Below are 17680 nucleotides of genomic sequence, written 5' to 3'. Positions count from 1 at the left end.
GGTGGTGTATATGGCAGGTGAAAGAGACGATCTACCTCTAAAAGAGAGGTTGTGGGCATTAATAGATAGGTACTATCTAGCAGCGACAGTTTTAGGAGCATTCTTACTATGGATTCTGGTAGTAGCTGCTATAGTGGCAAATGTTCAGCTACCCCAAGTTCAGGAGGAAGAATTAGGCCAGGCTGTTGGAGGAGGGGGGGCAACCCCTCTTGGCCCGCCAGAAGTAGTCATCACTCTGTATGCAGCTGAACTTCCAGGAGGAAAATTCGGTTTCGGATTTTCACCGGACGAAATAACATCCCCAGGCCCAGAGATAAGGGTAAAACAAGGGCAAGTTGTAGAAATAAGGTTAATAAATCTAGGAAATGTTAGACACGCTTTTGCTGTTGTACAAGAAGTGGCGAAGACGAATCCAAAGATACTTTTCAACTCTGCTATAGGAAGTCCAAACAACCCTATTCCACCAGGTAGTGAGGGTTCTGTTATTTTCGTTGCTTCACAAGCTGGGACGTTCTATTATCAGTGCCCAGTATCAAATCATGGACCAAAGGGTATGTGGGGAGTTTTTACTGTAGAGCCCTAATAGAAGTTTTCAATAAAAATTGTTTTCCCTCTTCAATTTAATAATTTTTCTACTCAAGATCTATTCTAGCGAATCTTCTCTCCTTGTTTAAAAATATATAACTAAATACACAATCAACACTTTAGCATTTCCTTTATCTCTTCTACATCCTTGGCACCATAAAACCTAGCCTTTTCTTTCCCATCTTCATATAAGATGAGTGTAGGTAATCCTAACACGCTAAACGTGAGAATTGCTTCTGGCGTCTCCACTGCATTTACTTTTATGATTGTCATATCCTTGCATTCCCCGCTTTCTATTAGCTGGAGAAGTATCTTGTCTATGATTTCACATGGTTTGCAGTAGGGGCTCCAGAAGTCGATTACAACTTTCTTTGAAGAGTCTAATTCCCTCAGTACATCCTTAACATCTTTTGCAGTAACTATCTTTGTCATCCGCCCATCCATCCCACGATCACCTGCCAGTAGATTATGTAGGAGCCTGCTGCTATCATCACAAGACCAGCGAGTCTCATAGAGTAGGGAAGTATTCTCCAGACGTATCTTTGGGTTGTGTGACCCATTATAATGAGTGCCAGTATGAACGCAGTCATCGCTGCTCCCATTCCGAGGGAGTATGATGCAAATACCGTGAGGGCGCTGATTATCCCGCCAAGGGATATGGCCTGGAGGGAGATATATATGAAAACCGGTAGGGTGCAGCTGAGAGAAGCTACAGCGTAGACTGCTCCAAATATCGGAATATACCTTCTGGACTTTACGGATAACCTGTAAACGTCTATAGTTAGAGATGGTAGAGGGTTTTTCCCTGCAGCCAACAGAATTCCGAGGAGCAGCACCACGGCACCTATCAGGCCTGAGATCCAGGGGGCGGCCCTAAGTATCCAGACCCCCGTGCTTGATATTATAAGCCCTGCGCTTATGAAAACAAGGATAAAGCCCAGAGTTGCCATAGCACCAATCCAGGTTCCTCTTATGAGCAGTCCGATATTGATACCACCATCTAAGCTTCCAGGCCTTGAGCCAAGGTAAAAGGCGGCGTAGGCTGGTAGTAGGGCGAAACCGCACGGGTTAACGAAAGATAAGAGTCCCGCAGTGAACGACAGGCTTAATAAAACAGTTAATACGTCTTGCAATGCTGGAGGCACCCTCGTGCTACCCTATGTTAGAGGCTTCATATCAAGGGCCCTGGCTAGCTCTTCGCTGCTAGCTGATGGCACGCCCTTGTATATTACGCTGCCGTCCGGCCCTAGAACCACAACACCCATTTCTGGGATCTCGAATTTAACACCTAGCCCTTGATTGTCTATAGCTGCGATCCATCCTGGCATTCCATTCTTTTCGAGAAACTCACGTATATTATCCTCAACACCCTGATATTTGAGCACGGATACTGCTATGACCACTACCTCATCGCCGCCGTACTCCTCTATAAAATCTTTTATCTCGCCAGCTTGGTAAACGCATGTCGGGCAACCTACAGGGAGCATTAGCCAGATTATCACATATTTACCCTGGAGGTCCTTAAGGGCAATAGTTTGCCCATCTATTGTCTCGATAGTGAAGTCTGAGAATTTCTGTGTAGTATATACCTCTGAATATTGTTGCGTAGCATTTATTCCCTCCCTAGTGTCTGCCATTCCGTTTCCGAGCTGAAACAGTACTAACCCTACACCCGCTGCTATAATAGCGGCTAGCCCGAATAATGTTAATGCCTTAATGTTCATTGCCTCGCACCCCACTGTAATAACTCAAACTCATCCAGTTGGGTATAATGTGGTCTATGTATCTATTTAAACAAATTTTTTCGTAGATATACATGACATGGATCCACAGTATGCAAGCGGATAGTATAACCCACTGGAAGCTAATCCACTCTTCCTTCCCTAACACTATACATCTCTATAATTAGGTAGGTGACGACTAGGGCGAATGATGCAGACAATCCGGCTGGTGGCGCTATGAACCTAGAGCCTTCCACTAGAAGGGCCGACAGCCCTCCCACAGCGTTTATCACACCATGGGCCACGGCAGCCGCTGCCACCGTGCCGGAGTGCTTCACCAACGCTGTGAGTAATAGACTAGTTGCCGTGGTGTAAATTATGAAGGCGGTGAGGGCCCAGATTCCCCGTACAGCCTCCCCGCAATCACCGGGTAGTGAGCTATAGTTGTATCCATGTAGTATCAATGGAGCGTGCCATAAGCCCCAAATAACGCCTATGATCAATGCCGAGGCTCGCCATCCGAAAAGTTTCTCGAAGCGACTAAGTAGATACCATCTCCAGCCTATTTCCTCGCCAAGGGCTACGACAGCATTTAGAGTAGACCCGGCTATCAATGCTAGTATGAAGAGCCCGATGACTGCAAACATGAAGATTATCGGTCCAGATGATGCAAAGAAAGCTCCTAGGGGACCGCACGGTGACAGGCTACCCCCCATCAACACTGTAAAAGGCACGGCTATCAGGTATCCCAGAAGAGGAAGCCCTGCTGAAAAGGGAAGCCATTTCGAAGGTCTTCCCATTGATAGAGACCTGAATGCTTCTATCGGGTTAGACCCCTCTACCACAAGAGCTCCGGCGACGCCAGCTCCCGGTAAGAGCATCCTGACTACCAGGAGAAGCGGTAGGGCTAGAGACGTGTAGTAAGGATTGTCCGCTGAGAGTAGAGGGATTATGGCGATATAGTCTAGAACATAAGCCCCCAGATACGCCACCGCCATGAACGTGGCGAGGCCTCTAATCAAGATGGCAGCCCTGGTTAGATGTATAGATGCCAGTTTATAAAACCTATTTAGGGTTAGAATCTACAACTCCTCAACTGTACCGTAAGCCTCTGTAATGGTGTTTCAACTCCATAGCTTGTGGGTGCAGAGGGTTTGGGGGCCACTCCCGTTCTAACGATTAGCGGCTCGATTATACTTCTTCAACTGCTCACAAGCCCGATATTCCTTGGAGTAGTGGCGGTGGTGCTCTTATTGAGTGTTGCCGGATTATTTTTCTCGCGCAGGAAAGGGGGCTTGTGGATTTCAAGGCTTGCAAAAGCCCGGGGGGTCATAGCAGTTGCCGCCATTCTTTTGCTGATAGCGGTTTTACTCTATAGCGTGAGGCCCTGGTACGATTATGGATTATATGTGGAGGTGATAGACCAGTCTAAACAACCTAGGCTGGTTTTTCTGTATATGGCTGGCTGGCGGGAGACCTCACCCCTCTGCGGCTCCATTATAGAGGTGCGAGATAAGGATGAAGTGCTTGGAGAGCTATCCAAGAGGGATCTTGGAATAAGCGATCCGCTTGGAGATGTCTATATTGGCGTGTATGAAACACGCGATGGAACCAAAGCCTACGTCCTAGTTGTTCAGAAGTCTAGTCGTGCACTCTATATTAAAAGGCCGGATGGAAGCGTATTCGTAATAGGAGTTGACGGGGTGGAAAAGGCTTACCGAACATTATCTGAAATAGAAGCCGATTACTGCTCTTGACTCCACTGGTGTTACCAATGGAAAATAAGTGGAGAAATAGGTGGCTTCTTCTCCTCGATCTAGACGGCACTCTCTGGGATCACCTAGACGTGAGCTCGCTCAATCCACCCTTCTCCCGCGTTTGCCACGATATTATTGTAGACTCTAGCGGCGTAGAGGTCAGGCTATATAGCTACATGATAGCCCTGGGTTTGTGGGCGAGGAGGACTGGTGGTGTGGTCTCGTCTCTCAGCTGGAACGTCCCCTTCAAGGCTCTGGAGGCTTTGAGAGCTTTCGGCGTGGCTCATATATTCCACTATCACGTTATAGAGCCTCACCCGTGGAAGGGTAGGATGTTGGCTAAGCTTCTCAGGCTACTGCGGGTGGAGCGCAGGCTTTACTTGACGCCCGACAGAATAGTTTATTTCGACGATAGGGAGATACATCTCGACGATATACGTGAGAGCGTTGGGGAAGTGAACTATATCAAAAGCCATGTGGGCTGTAGGGGGCTAAGAGAGTGCTCCCGCCTCGTACAATCCCTCCTAAAGACGGGCGGAGAGGGGTAGAGGGTATAAGCCGGCGTGGAAACCCACTTTAGTGGGCATGAGACATGGAAGCCGGGGAGATCAAATCTAGGCTGGCCCAAGCCCTCCGGGAGCTCGCCCATCTAGCAAGCAGGGACATAGACCCTTGGACCGGCCGGGTCTTCACCCACGTCTACGATCCAGGGATTGATGAGGTGCGTGAGACCGCTTCAAAGGCTATGGAGCTTTACAGGGATAAGACGATGCTAGACTTCACCGTCTACCCCAGCATCATAGAGCTGGAGAAACAGCTCCTAGGATTCGCCGGACGCCTCTTCCACGCCCCTGAGGGGTATACAGGAACATTCACCTACGGCGGTACAGAGAGCATCATACTAGCCGTCCTAGCCGCTAGAGAGAGGTGGAAGAGGGCCGGGGGGTCTGGTGTAGGGAAGGTTGTAATGCCTGCTACGGCCCATCCCGCTTTCGCCAAGGCCGCGTACCTACTGGGGCTAGGGTTGGAGAGGGTTCCTGTGAATAGAGAGACTATGCAGGCCGATCCAGGCATCATCGAGGAGAGGGTTGGCGCAGACACGGTCATGTTGGTAGCCTCAGCAGTGGACTATCCCTATGGCTCCCTCGACCCCGTTGAGGACCTCGGCGATATTGCAGTAGCGAAGGGCGTCTGGCTCCACGTGGACGCCTGTATCGGGGGCATGGTGCTAGCATTCGCCCGGGAGGCGGGTGAGAGTGTGGAGATGTTTGACTTCAGGGTTGAAGGGGTTAGGAGTTTCATCGTTGATATGCACAAGTACGGATACGCCCCGAAGGGGTCCTCCATACTTCTGTTTAGAAGGGCCGAGGATAAGAAGCCCACGATATTCGTGGACTCCTCATGGCCCGGCTATCCCCTGGTAAACCAGGCAATACTGTCGACTAGGAGTGCTGGCACCCTGGCTGCATCATGGGCCGTAGCAAGAACGTTAGGGGTTAAGGGGTACCGAGAGCTGGCTAGGATGGTGTTTGAGGCACGGAGGCGCATCCAGAAGGGGCTGGAATCTCTCGGTCTGGAGGTGCTGGGCAGGCCTAAAGCAGGTATACTCTCATTCGCGAGTAGCGACATCGACGTTGTGGAAGTAGCTTCAAGACTGGGAAGGGCTGGATGGGTTGTGCAGCTTCAGCCTGGGAACAAGCACCTAGGCTTCCCCGCTAGCATACACCTGACTATCAGCCCGATTCACGCCAGAGTCGTGGACGGTTTCCTCGCTGCTGTGGAGGAATCCCTCCGCGGGGCGCCAAAGCCTGAGTCTAGGTTTGAATCCGCCCTCATGGAGGAGGGTTTCAAGGCTGTGGAGGACCTCTTGAGGAGGATAGAGAGTGTGGGGTTCGACGACAAGGTTGTTAGGGCGGTGAACGAGATGATTTACCTGCTGGAGCCCGATGTTGTCGTGGAGCTTATTAGGGAGGCGATGCTGGAGATCTTCAAGCCAACCTGGCCAGACTGGTGAAGGCGGGGGGTAGGCGGTGGGGGGTTGCGAAAGCATACTATCAATAGACATAGGTACGACGAGAATTAAGGCGGGTTTGGTCGACTGCAACACACTCGAGATAGCTGGTGGGGGGAGTGTTTCCACCCCTATTAGCTACCCGAGGAAGGGATGGTCGGAGCAGGATCCCGAGGAGCTTTGGAAGGCTATTGTACAGGCCGCATCGGCGGCTTTAGAAGGGTTTGAGGCGAGCCGTGTATCCGGTGTTATATTCTCTACGTACCTAGCTGGTGTAGTGCTTCTAGACCGGGACAACTACGAGTTAACACCGATAATAACCTGGCTGGACGAGAGGGCCCACGGCCTCCCCAGGGAGCTATTCAGCGGGGTATTGAAGGTTTCGGGATATAATATCCTCCACTTAGTGGACCTGCTAAGGCTCACCGGAGGAGCACCCAGCAAGACGGGTAAAGACCCTCTTTCCAAGATGGTGTGGCTCCGGGAGAATAGGCCCGACTTGTTCGCCAAAGCCCACACTATAGGGACGCTCAAGACTTGGGTCCTCGCAAAAGCAGTCGGAGCACGCATTGTGAGCCCGGACGACGCCCATCTCACATGGCTAGCCGACACCCGGGGGGGCAGGGCGGTCTGGAGCCCCAGGCTGGCGAGGCGCTACGGCATACCCCTGGAAAAACTTCCAAGGATAGCTAGTCCGACCGACGCTGCTGGTAAGCTGGAATCAGGTGCGGCAAGAGACCTTGGCCTTCCAGAGGGTATACCTGTAATTGTGGGGGCAGGCGACATCGCCTCAGCAGCAGTTGGATCCGGGGCTCTTGCCGCCGGGGAGTATCACATATACGTGGGGACCAGCAGCTGGATAGGGGTGCACAGTACCAGGAGGCTTCTAGACGTTCGACACTATATAGGGAGCCTCCTCTCAGCCAAGCCAGGAGAGTATCTCGTGATAGGCGAGCAGGAGATAGCTGGCGGGATGATAGACTGGATACTGGATGCAACTGGCATGGACTACAGCGCAGTGGAGGACGCCCACTCGATACCACCAGGCTCTGAAGGGTTAATCGCCACTCCATGGCTATACGGCGAGAGGACACCGGTGGATGATCCCCACGCCAAGGGGGTGATCATCGGCCTCACACTTAGACACACCAAGAAACACCTAGTAAGTGCGGCAGTAGAGGGGGTAGCTTTGAACATCGCCTGGGCGATGGAGCATATGGTGCGCCTCGCCGGCAAGCCGAAGCTGGTGAGAGGCGTTGGGGGAGGTTTTAGGCTCAGAACGCTGGCCAAGATTATAGCCAGCGCACTCAACACCACCATCGAGATCATCAGCCAGCCAGAGATGGCGGGGGTTAGAGGCGCAGGAGCCCTGGCTGCCGCATCCCTAAAGGGGAGCAGCATAGAGTCGGAGGCGGGGAAAATACCAGTGTCGTGGAGAGCTGAAGCAGATTCCAATGCTTCCAGGGTATATAGAGATCTCCTGCAAGTATACCGGGAGATATACAGCCGGTTGAAAAGCGTGTTTAGGCGGCTCTCCTAAGGTTCGGAGGCTCGAGCTATTCCCAACACCCTTGTGCATCTGCTTAAACAATAATTAAGCTCTTCTCCCCGTTATGTTTATAGCTGTATATCCGTAATATATACAATTATATGCTGGTGGCCTCTGCATGCCGCAGAAAATCCTTCCAAGCCTTAAGATTCTTAAAGTAGTTGTCATCTCAGCCTTGCTACTATCAATTGTCCTCTTCACAGGTTTGGCAGCACAGAGGACAAACATTCTGTACCTAAATGGTGATGAGGAGGACAATGGGGAGGGGGGCGTATTATTCCTCCCTGGTGAAGACTCCGGAGAGGAGTTAGGCGAAATAGCTTGGAACCTAGGTGTTCCAGCTATTCTTGCTTTTGTCATTGCCAGGGAAGCCTACATCTGGAGCGCTAGGAGAGGTGTGAAGTGGCCTGTCAGCTACAATACCATACTAATCATTCACATTATTTCAGCCTTAGTCCTGGGGTTTATGGCACTGCTTCATGGCATTGCTAACATAGGTAGAGCCACTCCCTTAGAATACGCCCTAGGAGTACTGATAGCTCTCCTGCTGTTAAGCGGGGCTACACTGTATCTTGGGAGAGGCAGAAGGGGGGGAAGGATTGCTAGGCTTATACACGCGCAAAGACTCCTAGCTATTGCACTGCTACTGCTCGCTGGTATGCATGTAGTGGCCGTCGACTAGCCTCTGATAGCGAGGTGTCACTGGGTAACAGCTCCCTCGTCAGCTTGTGTTACAAGCTTTGCATACTTTCGAAGGAGACCCTTCGGGGGGAGGGGTGGAGGCGACCATTTATCCCTTCTCCCGGCCAGCTCATCCTCGTCTAGTAGCGCGTCGAGCCTCCCCTTTTCACCGTCTATGACTATTTCGTCACCGTCTTCGACTAGAGCTATAGGTCCTCCAACGGCAGCCTCCGGCGCTACATGGCCCACCATAATCCCCCTTGTAGCGCCGCTGAACCTCCCGTCTGTTATGAGAGCGACCTTCTCTCCCAGCCCTGCCCCCACTATGGCCGCGGTTATTTTGAGCATCTCAGGCATGCCGGGCGCGCCTTTTGGTCCTACGTAGCGGACTACAACAACATCCCCCTCCTCGACGCTGCCCTTCTCTATCGCCTTGAAAGCTTCCTCCTCGCTGTTGAACACTTTTGCGGACCCCCTGAACGTCAAGATGCCGCTCGCCCCTATCTTCATCACCGCACCCCGCGGCGCCAGGGAGCCGCGGAGTATCCTGATGCCAGCGTAGGGCTTGTAGGGTTTATAGAAATCATAGAGTATCTTATAGTCAGTCCTAGGCTCCCACCTGCTAAGCAGTTTCCCTATCTCCACTCCCTCAACCGTTAGAGCCTCACCGTACAGCAAACCCCGGTCTAGAAGCTTCCTAAGGATAATGGGGGCGCCTCCCACATTGTGCAGATCCACCATAGTGTACTTTCCGGCTGGGGCTAAAGCCGCTATCACGGGCACCTTCCTGCTGGCCTCGTCGAAATCGTCGAGAGTCAGCTTGACGCCAGCCTCTCTGGCCAGAGCCAGGAGGTGGAGAACGGCGTTTGTGGAGCCGGATATGGCCATCAACGTCACTATAGCGTTATGGAACGCCTCGTAGGATAGTATCTTTCTTGGGGTGAGGCCGGAGTCAACAAGCCCCACCACAAGAGCGCCAGCCCTAGCCAGCTCCCTAGCCCTCTCAGAGCTTGTCGCCGGTGGGCTGGCGGAGCCGAGGGGTGAGAGGCCTAGGGCCTCGGCTAATATGGCCATAGTATTGGCGGTGAAGAGGCCCTGGCACGTGCCGGGAGTGGGCATAGCAGCATTCTCAATCCGGGCTAGCTCCCTCTCGCTTATAAGCCCCCTGAGGTAGGCGCCGACTGCCTCGAAGGCGGTCTGAACAGTGACAGCCTCTCCATCAACCTCCCCGTGCTCCGCTGTGCCACCGTAAATGTAGACGCTGGCCAGGTCTAGCCTAGCCATAGCCATCATTATGCCCGGCTGGGTCTTGTCACAGCCCCCGATGCCGACCCAGCCGTCGAAGCCGTGGCTAGCAACCTGGGCTTCTATAGTGTCTGCAATGAGCTCCCTACTTATGAGGCTGTAGCGCATCCCCGGGGTTCCCATGTTAATTCCGTCGTTCACAACGATAGTGGGGACAGTGAGTGGGACTCCGCCAGCGGATCTAACACCCTCCTTCACTCGAAGGCTGCCCGGCAACACGTTAAAGTTGCACGGCCCGGCCTCGCTCCACGCTGCCACCACGGCAATAAGGGGCTTCTGGAAGTCGTCGCCCGTAAAACCTATAGCCCTCAGGTAGACCCTGTGTGGTGTGTTCTCCAAACCTTCATACCAGAGCCTACTCCTGGGCCTCCTCATAACACCCACCATAAGGACACTATAATTCTCTATTGGAGAATGCCTGATATTAAAAAGTTCTAGTATAGCCGAGGATAGGTGCAGGCTTGCTCTCCGCTAGCTAACAACAACGCGAAACTGCATTCTAAACAATTTCTATCCACAGTAGTCGGCCTACAACTCAAGACCGATTTCCCTCGCCCTTTCAACCACCTCCTCATGCGTGGGCGCAGCGTTTGACCCGAGCCTAGATACTTTGATCGAAGCTACGATAGTGGCGTATAGGGAGGCCTTCTCTATAGTGTAGCCCCTAAGGAGGCCTGCTATAAACCCAGCGGCGTAAGAGTCGCCAGCCCCTGTGGTGTCCACCACCTTCTCGGGCTTTAACGCTGGTATATACGCCTCGCCATCCTGAGACAAGATGTATGATCCGCTGGCTCCAAGCTTCACGACCACGATTTTTGGGCCGAGTTTTATGAGCTGCCTCGCAGCCTGCCTGTAGTCGTGAGACCCCGTGAGATTCCTCGCCTCCTCCCTATTAACAAAGACTATGTCAACGCTAGATATTATGGTGGCGAGCCTCTCGGCCCCCATTCTAGATAGGACCCTTCCCGGATCCCACGAGACGGTTGTGGAGTGCTTCTTGGCGATCTCGAGTGTTCTGAGAGTTGTGTCCGGCCTCAGGCTGGCAACGTGCACATGCCTAGATTTACCTATTATATTTTCGTCAAGCTCCGCCGGCTCGAGGGTCTCGGCAGCCCCTTTATAGCTGTAGATAGTTATCGACCCTTCCCTATCGCGCACAACTATAGAAAACCCCGTCCTATCTTGGAGAGATACTCTAAGGCCGGAGATCACCACCCCCTCCCTCATAAGATTGTCCACCGCTATCCTCCCGAAGTCGTCCAGGCCTATCTTGCCGATGACGCCTGATTGGATCCCCAGCCTCCTCAAAACTACGGCCACGTTAGCCGCAGAACCCCCCACACCCCTCGTTTCATCCCTTATCACCGCCTCCTCATCCACGCCTGGGAGCCTGTCTACCTGCACCCTAAGATCGACTAGGACGTGGCCTACGGAGACGGCCTGCAGCTGGTCCTCCGGCATTATTATCTAAGCCCCGCTCCCGTCTAAAAGCTTCGCTGCTTCCTCAGGATCGGCCCCCTCATGCACTACCGCCCTAATTGCCCTAACCATCCCTCTGATATCACCAGCCTGGAAAACATTCCTCCCAACAACTACCCCACTACCCCCAGCCTCCATCACGGAGTGAACCTTACGCAGGAATTCCTGGGGAGAAGCTGTTCGGGCCCCGCCGCTCATAAGGACGGGAACCCCGCCAGCCGCTTTGACCACCTGCCTGAAGGTTTCCGTCGAGCCGGTGTAGTAGGTCTTTATAAGGTCGGCTCCGGTCTCCATTGCCGCCCGGGCTCCATAAGCTACTATATCGACTGCGTACCTGTTCTTGATGTGAGGTCCTCTGGGGTATGCTAGCTGGAGGGCAGGGACACCGAGCTCTTCTGCTTTCAGGCGTATCTGCGTCCATCTCTCCAGCATCTTATCCTCATACTGGCTCCCCCAGTAGACAGTCGCCGCAACCCCGTCTCCGCCCAGCGCGACGGCCTCAACCACGCTCGATATGATGCTCTGGAGGAGTTGGTCTTCAGCGGGCCTCAGGCTAGTCTTCCCGCTCACCTTAATAATCATTGCAACTCTGTTAGCCCAGATATCCCAGGTCATACGGGCTATACCAGGGGTGGTCATTATAGCGTCGACACCCGCTTCGACAACCTCTCTAATCAAAACCCTAGGATCCAGCCTCCCCTCCGAGATCTCGCCAGGCCCGTGTTCAACTCCATGGTCGAAGGCGAAGATGACAGATTTACCGTCTGGAAGTATTCTGGAGAGTCTCACACGCTTGCCAGCATACTGAGAGGAGATCAATCTCGTAAACCCCTCGGCTGACATCAAGATATATTATCAAGACATAATGTCAAATATTAGTTTCTAAAGGCAAGGGTTCGCTGGCCTCTAGACCCAGCGTCAAATTGCCTCTCACACTCAAAATAAACATTCTCCTCAACGATGTATAATGACCCGGCTCTAGTCAGAGGGGTATAAACTGTGCTCTTGAAGGGTTCGCCGAGAAACGGGTGACCAGCGGTTGGCAGGAAAAGGGGGGGAGAAGCTCGGTTTCTGGGAGGTGTTTAGCATTGGAGTTGGAGGTATGATTGGGGGTGGCATATTCGCTACTCTAGGCTTAAGCCTTGAGCTGGCTGGCGCCGCCGCCCCGCTGGCGTTCTTATTCGCAGGCTCCATAGCTATTATAACGTCTTACTCGTACGCTAAGCTGAGTTCCAGGTATCCTAGCGAGGGAGGCACAATAGAGTTTGTTGTTAGAGCCTATGGTGACAGTGTTTTCACCGGCGGGTTAAACCTCATGCTACTTGCATCCTACATTGTCATGATATCTCTATACGCCCACGCCTTCGGCAGCTACGGCGCTAGCATGATTCCCTGCTGCCAGAGAGGAGCCTACATAGCCCTGGTACTCCTTGTCATCTCTGGGCTCACACTTGTTAACATGCTAGGGGCTATATTGAGCGGGAGAGTCGAGCTTGGGCTCGTCGTCTTCAAACTCCTAGTCCTCCTGCTGGTGGCGGTAGTTAGTATCCCGCTTGTAGACTGGAATAGGCTGGACACGAGAGAGTGGCCCTCAATCGTAAGGGTTATAGCGGGTGGGATGATAATATTTCTGGCTTATGAAGGCTTCGAGCTGGTGGCCAACACGGCAAAGGACGTAAGAGACACCACTACACTAAGGAAAGGACTATACGCCAGCGTCATCACAGTAATCACCATTTACGTTTTGATAGCTCTTGTATCCGCAGGCACTCTAAGCCCGGAGACCGTTCAAAAGGCTAGGGACTACGCTCTAGCCGTGCTAGTGGAGCCAGTGCTGGGGAAGATAGGCTTCGCCCTCGTAGTAGCCGCAGCCCTGGCCTCGACCAGCAGTGCGATAAACGCAACCTTGTACGGCTCAGCCCGTGTCAGCTACATTATAGCAAAGTATGGAGAGGCACCACAACTCTTGGGAAAGCGTATCTGGAGGGGGGCTTACGAGGGCCTGCTCGTCATAGGCGCTCTAAGCCTCATACTTGCCCTTTATGCGAGCCTGGAGCAGATTAGCACTGCCGGGAGCGGCGGGTTCCTAATCATATTTACAGCGGTAAATCTGGCCGCATACAGGCTTCGCAGGCAGACGGGCGCAAACCCCTTGATAACGCTGGCTGGCTTCACTCTAAGCCTCACAGCACTCGCCGTCCTGGTCTACCAGATGGCCTCAATAAACTCTAGGGAGCTCGCCGTGCTAGCGGTTCTCCTGGTCGGAAGTATGGCTGTGGAAGCCCTATACAGAGGGCTCAGAGACAGGAGGCTGCCGCGGATAATAGACCCCTCTCTAAAGGCCAGGGAGGTCCTGATCGGTGAGTGGAGGAGCCTTGTGGCTAGGGCAGCAGAGGTCATCAAACGTGAGATAGCTGATGCAGAGGTTTACGTGACAGGTAGCCTAGCGAGGGGGGAGTACGAGAGGTCTGGGGACATCGATTTAGTCGTATCAACACCCGAGCCCCTCTCACCTCAGGAGGTTAAGCAGTTAGAGGAGAAGCTGGTGCAGGAACTAAACCTACCTCCCTCCCACCCCCTACACATACACGCAGTGACTCGTGACAGGCTAGAGAACTTCAAACACAAGATAAAAATTGAGATGGAGAAGAGCTGATCGATCAAAAACAATCAGATCAAGCATTTAGGAGTTCAACTAAAACATTACCACATTTCGATGGAAACCTCATCTTCTACATTTGTAATACTTATTTATTAGAGCAGGCCTTGAGTTCTTTACAGCGTGATTTGTGATCTTTAAAGTCACTCACATACCATTTTATTTTGCGAAATAAATCATGCACTATAGCAGTAACCGTCTAATAAATCTCAGACTGTACAGACTCTAATCTCAACAATATAATAATAGGATCTTGTCTCTGGCAAGTTCCCAATGGAGATTCTGTATTACTGAACTTCCATTTTATAGTTTTATAATTCGTATGCTATAGTTGGGTGTATTAACTCTAGGCTTTAGATAAAGGTCATGAATAGTGCAGGATAAACTCCCGAAAGGAGTATAGCTAGACCTGCTAGGGCCTGGAGTGTATATGTCGCCATTACGATTTTAGGCCAGTACCTCGTGCCCACGGATACCGTTATTCTGTTAGGCACTAATACATGGACTGCTAGTAACACGGCCATAGTGATTGTGAAAATCGTAATTATGAAAGCAGTATTTATAGGGCCTAATGGCAGTGATGATGCGAGTAACCCTATTATAATTGGTATAGCGCAGCCTCCTCCCACTATATTGTAAAGGAATCCGTAGGCAAATAATGATGGCTTTACTCCGCTTATTTTAGCCACTCGCCTTGAAAGGATTCTAGAAATTTTAGATGCGATCATTCTTCCCCTTAATGAATCAACTGCTACAACCATGACTAAGACTCCTAGTAAAATTTTGAAGAGCCTCATAGGATAAGACCAAGGGTCAAGTACTTGTTGGAGAACGCTGCTAAATGCAAGTGCTGGAAGGAGAACCAATGCATTGAACAATATCAAACCCATAGGACCCTTTAATGCCCCCACTAAGGAGTCTTCTCTCGCCGCCCTAGCAATAACTAGGGGGAGAAAGGGTAAGGCACATGGGTTATAAAAGGCGGCTATCCCAGAGAATACGGCTGTAAAGGCGGTGAGTTCTGCTAAGCTTGCTGGTGAGCTGTATGAGGCCCAGAAGACTCTACCTACAAAGATAGTTATTGATACTATAATAACCAGCGATAGAATAGCTTGCCTGGCGTTCACCTTTGTTTCCCAATAATATTAACGTGTTTGCAACTAAAATTTTTTTAAGACAGAACATTCCCACCAAATATGGGTTATTAAATATGGTGAAACGCGCTATCCTAAAAATTGAGGGCATGTACTGTGAGGGATGTGCGTACACCATCGAGAGATTTCTCAAAGAGGTAGACGGCGTCATAGAAGTAGATATCACCTATCCAACGGGAATCGCAGCCGTAGTTTATGATGAGAACAATGCAAAAATTGAAGATATATTAAATAATAGCATTTTCAGTGGGAATTCTAGCTATAAGGCTAAGCTTTTGAAAATAGAGTAGACTACATCATCGCATCCTTATTTACACGAAGAGAACCATCTAAGAAATTATAACATAGCTAGGTGAGAGTACTAACATTTCCTTACTGACCCATAGCAGACACAAGTATGTACTTGTTGTTAAGGGTCTTCGATACCACTTTGTTAATGATCCTGATAAGAGGTTATGTATTTGAATAGTTTTAATTTATCCCCAGTGGTTTTGGCGGCCATAGCTGCCGTCGCGCTGTTTGCTGGGGGCGTATCTGGATATCTCTATGCATCCTCAACCATAGGGGGCGAGCTAGTCCAAGCTGAGGAGAGGCTTTCGAAGGCAAATGAGCGGGTTGAGCAGCTCGAGTCGTCGCTAAGCCAGTTCTCATACCCGAGAAGCGTGAGCCTGCCTAAAGACTGGGTTAGGGAGGGTCCTGTGATTCCTATGATGGGACAGCACGTGGTAAACTATGGCAACATGCCATTAGGCCCTATACTCTTGTTAGGTAATGACGGATCGCTGATAGGGATGGAGTACATGTTCACCCTGGACATGCTTGAAGAGGCGACTGTTATGACTCCAAACGGGCCAGAGAGCATACTAGAGCTTGAGGGGCTCCCCGTGACCATACCCGATCTAGGCATAACGCCGGCAGTGAACCATATGAACATCGAGTACCTACCCCACGGGCATGAAGGCTTTGACCAGCCCCACTTCGACATTCACATATACTTCGTCGACGAGGAAACCCTAACAAACCTCACCACGTAGCAGGAAGCCCTCAGCAAGCGTTGAAACATCCTAGCGGAGGCGCTGAAAACCCGCCTACACCAAGGCCAGACATGGGCCAGCTACCCCGAGAGAGGCGAGACACCTCTTAACCTCATTTTTAACAGCCCCCACCCCGGGGGTGAACTGGAGACCCCTAAAGGAAGGCAAGTTGTAGAGCGCTGGACACTATAGGCCACTCAATCCTAGCCTAGAGCCACTGAGATTAGTTGGGCCTCGGGCCCGTTGTAGATGTACAGTGTTGTGTCAACCATAACCATAACTGTCGTGGTATCGGGAGTTATGAAGGGTAGGAAGGGGAAGAGGATTGGGGCCGCGATTATGGCTCCTAGCACCGCCTCAGCAGGGAGGCCCTGGGGCCCGAGATCCGCTAGCATCTCAGCAGTCCCACTAGGGCTTGTTTTGTAGATGTATCTTCCATCGGTGAAGTAGAGGCTACCGCTCTTGAACCCCAGGAGCTTTCCTCCCTCAACCGCCGTGGCGATCTCCCTAGACCACAATATCTCCCCTTCTGGTGTGAGAGCCTCGAATACGAGTATAGGCGACTCTAGCCTGGTAGCCGCACCTCCCATTGTGACCTCCACTATCCTCCTCTCCACAACGTAGCCGACGCCTATTCCTCCATCACCCACGAACAGGTAGAGAGGGAAGTAGTTCTCGTTAGGCGGAACAGCCACCTCCCGCGAGAGAAGCCTCCCCTTTCTCCCGTCCAGCCCTAGATAGTCGAGGGCAACCACTCCATGGTACTCGCCCTGATAGCCCCAGAGGAGGCCTGTGAACACATAAACCCTTTCACCGTCAAACCCTACTCTGATATCGTAGCGAGTTAAGTCTGTCTTCACCCTAAAGGCCTCGAGGTAGGACTCGCCAACCCCCTCCTCCGAGGCTACTATGAGGCCATAGACCCACACCAGCTCGCCCGTAGCCTGGTCCGAGTCCTGGAGGAGTAGAATGAGCTTCCCTCCGTCAACCCAGGCCCCCTTCAACACCCCGCTGAACACCCTCCCAGGCCCAGGTGGTTGGGGGAACACGTAGCTCGGGGTGATACTATAGCTCCAGAGGACGCGGCCCTCCAAAACGTCCACCGCCGTTACTGCGTTGTCCCGATACATGTAGGCAACCCCATCCTCAACAGCGGCGAGCCAGGAGGTGTCTATGCCTGTGGCGACCACCCTAGACTCCACAACATCAACCACGTACAGGTAAGGCACGTCGGGGCACTTCCTAGCATAATATGCAAACCTACCGTCAAACCCCAGGACCCTATACTCGGGTAGACCAGAGCCCCCTCCACCCTCCACAACACACGGCCTAGCCTCGGGGGGGCTCAAGCTATACTCCTCTAGGACGACGCTAAACTCCTCCTCCATGCTGCCGAGATCTACAATATGCAGTGAGACCCTTTGAACCGCATCCTCACCTCTACCAACCCCGTCACTAGCTGCTATGTATATGAACTTGCCGCCGTCAAAAGCAAAGCTGAGGGGCCGGGATGCCAGAGAGAGCGAACTAACATGGGTTTCTATAGCCGCAGTACCACCGGTAGAACCACCAGCCACATCCTCCCCGAAAGGTGTTTGGGCCTCCTCTACACCCCGAGACTCCTCTCTGGTGCCGAAAAGGCCGGTAACGCTGGCGAGTATAACCCCTGAAACAACTATTAACAGAACCAGCAGCAGGACACCGAGTATCCGCAGGAGGCCCAATCCTATATGCCCCTGGAACAT

The 17680-nt window shown here is 52.0% G+C and carries 18 protein-coding genes; 9 read left to right on the top strand and 9 right to left on the bottom strand.

Going from position 1 to position 17680, the window contains the following annotated elements; translation table 11 throughout:
* Window positions 1–10: 10 nt before the first annotated feature.
* Window positions 11–583, top strand: a complete 573-nt coding sequence (locus tag ACAM_RS00090; RefSeq protein WP_022540768.1) for a multicopper oxidase domain-containing protein — start codon at window positions 11–13, stop codon at window positions 581–583.
* A 113-nt stretch (window positions 584–696) separates the two neighbouring features.
* Here the strand turns inward: ACAM_RS00090 and ACAM_RS00085 are convergent, their stop codons facing one another.
* The 4 genes from ACAM_RS00085 to ACAM_RS00070 form a co-directional block, all read right to left on the bottom strand.
* The gene (locus ACAM_RS00085) at window positions 697–1017 is read right to left on the bottom strand and encodes a thioredoxin family protein (protein WP_158318566.1); all 321 of its coding nucleotides are present in this window, start codon (window positions 1015–1017) and stop codon (window positions 697–699) included.
* Window positions 1014–1718 carry a cytochrome c biogenesis CcdA family protein gene (locus ACAM_RS00080; RefSeq protein WP_022540766.1) on the bottom strand — a complete coding sequence of 235 codons (705 nt, stop codon included), beginning with the start codon at window positions 1716–1718 and terminating at the stop codon, window positions 1014–1016. The genes ACAM_RS00085 and ACAM_RS00080 overlap by 4 nt, the downstream gene beginning before the upstream one ends.
* Before the next feature lie 24 nt (window positions 1719–1742).
* Entirely contained in the window at window positions 1743–2309 is a 567-nt protein-coding gene (locus ACAM_RS00075; protein WP_022540765.1) for a TlpA family protein disulfide reductase, read from the bottom strand.
* A gap of 140 nt (window positions 2310–2449) precedes the next feature.
* Window positions 2450–3328 carry a CPBP family intramembrane glutamic endopeptidase gene (locus ACAM_RS00070; RefSeq protein ID WP_022540764.1) on the bottom strand — a complete coding sequence of 293 codons (879 nt, stop codon included), beginning with the start codon at window positions 3326–3328 and terminating at the stop codon, window positions 2450–2452.
* 132 nt (window positions 3329–3460) lie between these two features.
* Here ACAM_RS00070 and ACAM_RS00065 point away from each other — a divergent pair, with 132 nt between their 5' ends.
* From ACAM_RS00065 to ACAM_RS00045, 5 genes are all read left to right on the top strand, one after another.
* Window positions 3461–4063, top strand: coding sequence for a hypothetical protein (locus ACAM_RS00065; protein WP_022540763.1), 603 nt, complete (start codon window positions 3461–3463; stop codon window positions 4061–4063).
* A 17-nt stretch (window positions 4064–4080) separates the two neighbouring features.
* Window positions 4081–4611, top strand: coding sequence for a magnesium-dependent phosphatase-1 (locus tag ACAM_RS00060; protein WP_022540762.1), 531 nt, complete (start codon window positions 4081–4083; stop codon window positions 4609–4611).
* A 44-nt stretch (window positions 4612–4655) separates the two neighbouring features.
* On the top strand, window positions 4656–6077 hold the full coding sequence (locus tag ACAM_RS00055; RefSeq protein ID WP_022540761.1) for a pyridoxal phosphate-dependent decarboxylase family protein: 1422 nt from the start codon (window positions 4656–4658) through the stop codon (window positions 6075–6077).
* Between the two features lie 16 nt (window positions 6078–6093).
* Window positions 6094–7614 carry a xylulokinase gene (locus tag ACAM_RS00050; protein WP_022540760.1) on the top strand — a complete coding sequence of 507 codons (1521 nt, stop codon included), beginning with the start codon at window positions 6094–6096 and terminating at the stop codon, window positions 7612–7614.
* A gap of 127 nt (window positions 7615–7741) precedes the next feature.
* Window positions 7742–8305: a hypothetical protein gene (locus ACAM_RS00045; protein ID WP_022540759.1), complete on the top strand. Its 564-nt coding sequence runs from the start codon at window positions 7742–7744 to the stop codon at window positions 8303–8305.
* A gap of 17 nt (window positions 8306–8322) precedes the next feature.
* Here the strand turns inward: ACAM_RS00045 and ilvD are convergent, their stop codons facing one another.
* The 3 genes from ilvD to fba form a co-directional block, all read right to left on the bottom strand.
* Window positions 8323–9984, bottom strand: a complete 1662-nt coding sequence (gene ilvD / locus ACAM_RS00040; protein ID WP_022540758.1) for a dihydroxy-acid dehydratase — start codon at window positions 9982–9984, stop codon at window positions 8323–8325.
* A gap of 153 nt (window positions 9985–10137) precedes the next feature.
* A complete protein-coding gene (locus tag ACAM_RS00035; protein WP_022540757.1) occupies window positions 10138–11070 on the bottom strand; it encodes a carbohydrate kinase family protein in 933 nt (310 codons plus the stop codon).
* A 6-nt stretch (window positions 11071–11076) separates the two neighbouring features.
* On the bottom strand, window positions 11077–11907 hold the full coding sequence (gene fba, locus ACAM_RS00030) for a class I fructose-bisphosphate aldolase (RefSeq protein WP_022540756.1): 831 nt from the start codon (window positions 11905–11907) through the stop codon (window positions 11077–11079).
* Window positions 11908–12127: 220 nt separating this feature from the next.
* Here fba and ACAM_RS00025 point away from each other — a divergent pair, with 220 nt between their 5' ends.
* Complete coding sequence (locus ACAM_RS00025) at window positions 12128–13744, top strand: amino acid permease (protein ID WP_022540755.1); 1617 nt, start codon at window positions 12128–12130, stop codon at window positions 13742–13744.
* 356 nt (window positions 13745–14100) lie between these two features.
* On the opposite strand, the gene ACAM_RS00020 is transcribed toward ACAM_RS00025, so the two are convergent.
* Window positions 14101–14874: a hypothetical protein gene (locus ACAM_RS00020; RefSeq protein WP_148706298.1), complete on the bottom strand. Its 774-nt coding sequence runs from the start codon at window positions 14872–14874 to the stop codon at window positions 14101–14103.
* An 86-nt stretch (window positions 14875–14960) separates the two neighbouring features.
* On the opposite strand from ACAM_RS00020, the gene ACAM_RS00015 reads away from it, so the two are divergent.
* Window positions 14961–15191, top strand: coding sequence for a heavy-metal-associated domain-containing protein (locus ACAM_RS00015; protein WP_082398139.1), 231 nt, complete (start codon window positions 14961–14963; stop codon window positions 15189–15191).
* A gap of 201 nt (window positions 15192–15392) precedes the next feature.
* On the top strand, window positions 15393–15935 hold the full coding sequence (locus tag ACAM_RS00010; RefSeq protein WP_148706297.1) for a hypothetical protein: 543 nt from the start codon (window positions 15393–15395) through the stop codon (window positions 15933–15935).
* 203 nt (window positions 15936–16138) lie between these two features.
* Here the strand turns inward: ACAM_RS00010 and ACAM_RS00005 are convergent, their stop codons facing one another.
* Window positions 16139–17659 (bottom strand): hypothetical protein, encoded by a 1521-nt coding sequence (locus ACAM_RS00005; protein WP_148706296.1) that lies wholly within the window; start codon window positions 17657–17659, stop codon window positions 16139–16141.
* Window positions 17660–17680 lie beyond the last annotated feature (21 nt).

This window comes from Aeropyrum camini SY1 = JCM 12091 (assembly GCF_000591035.1).
GTDB lineage: Archaea > Thermoproteota > Thermoprotei_A > Sulfolobales > Acidilobaceae > Aeropyrum > Aeropyrum camini.
The sequence above is the reverse complement of the archived record's forward strand: the minus strand, read 5'-3'. Positions and strand labels throughout refer to the sequence as shown.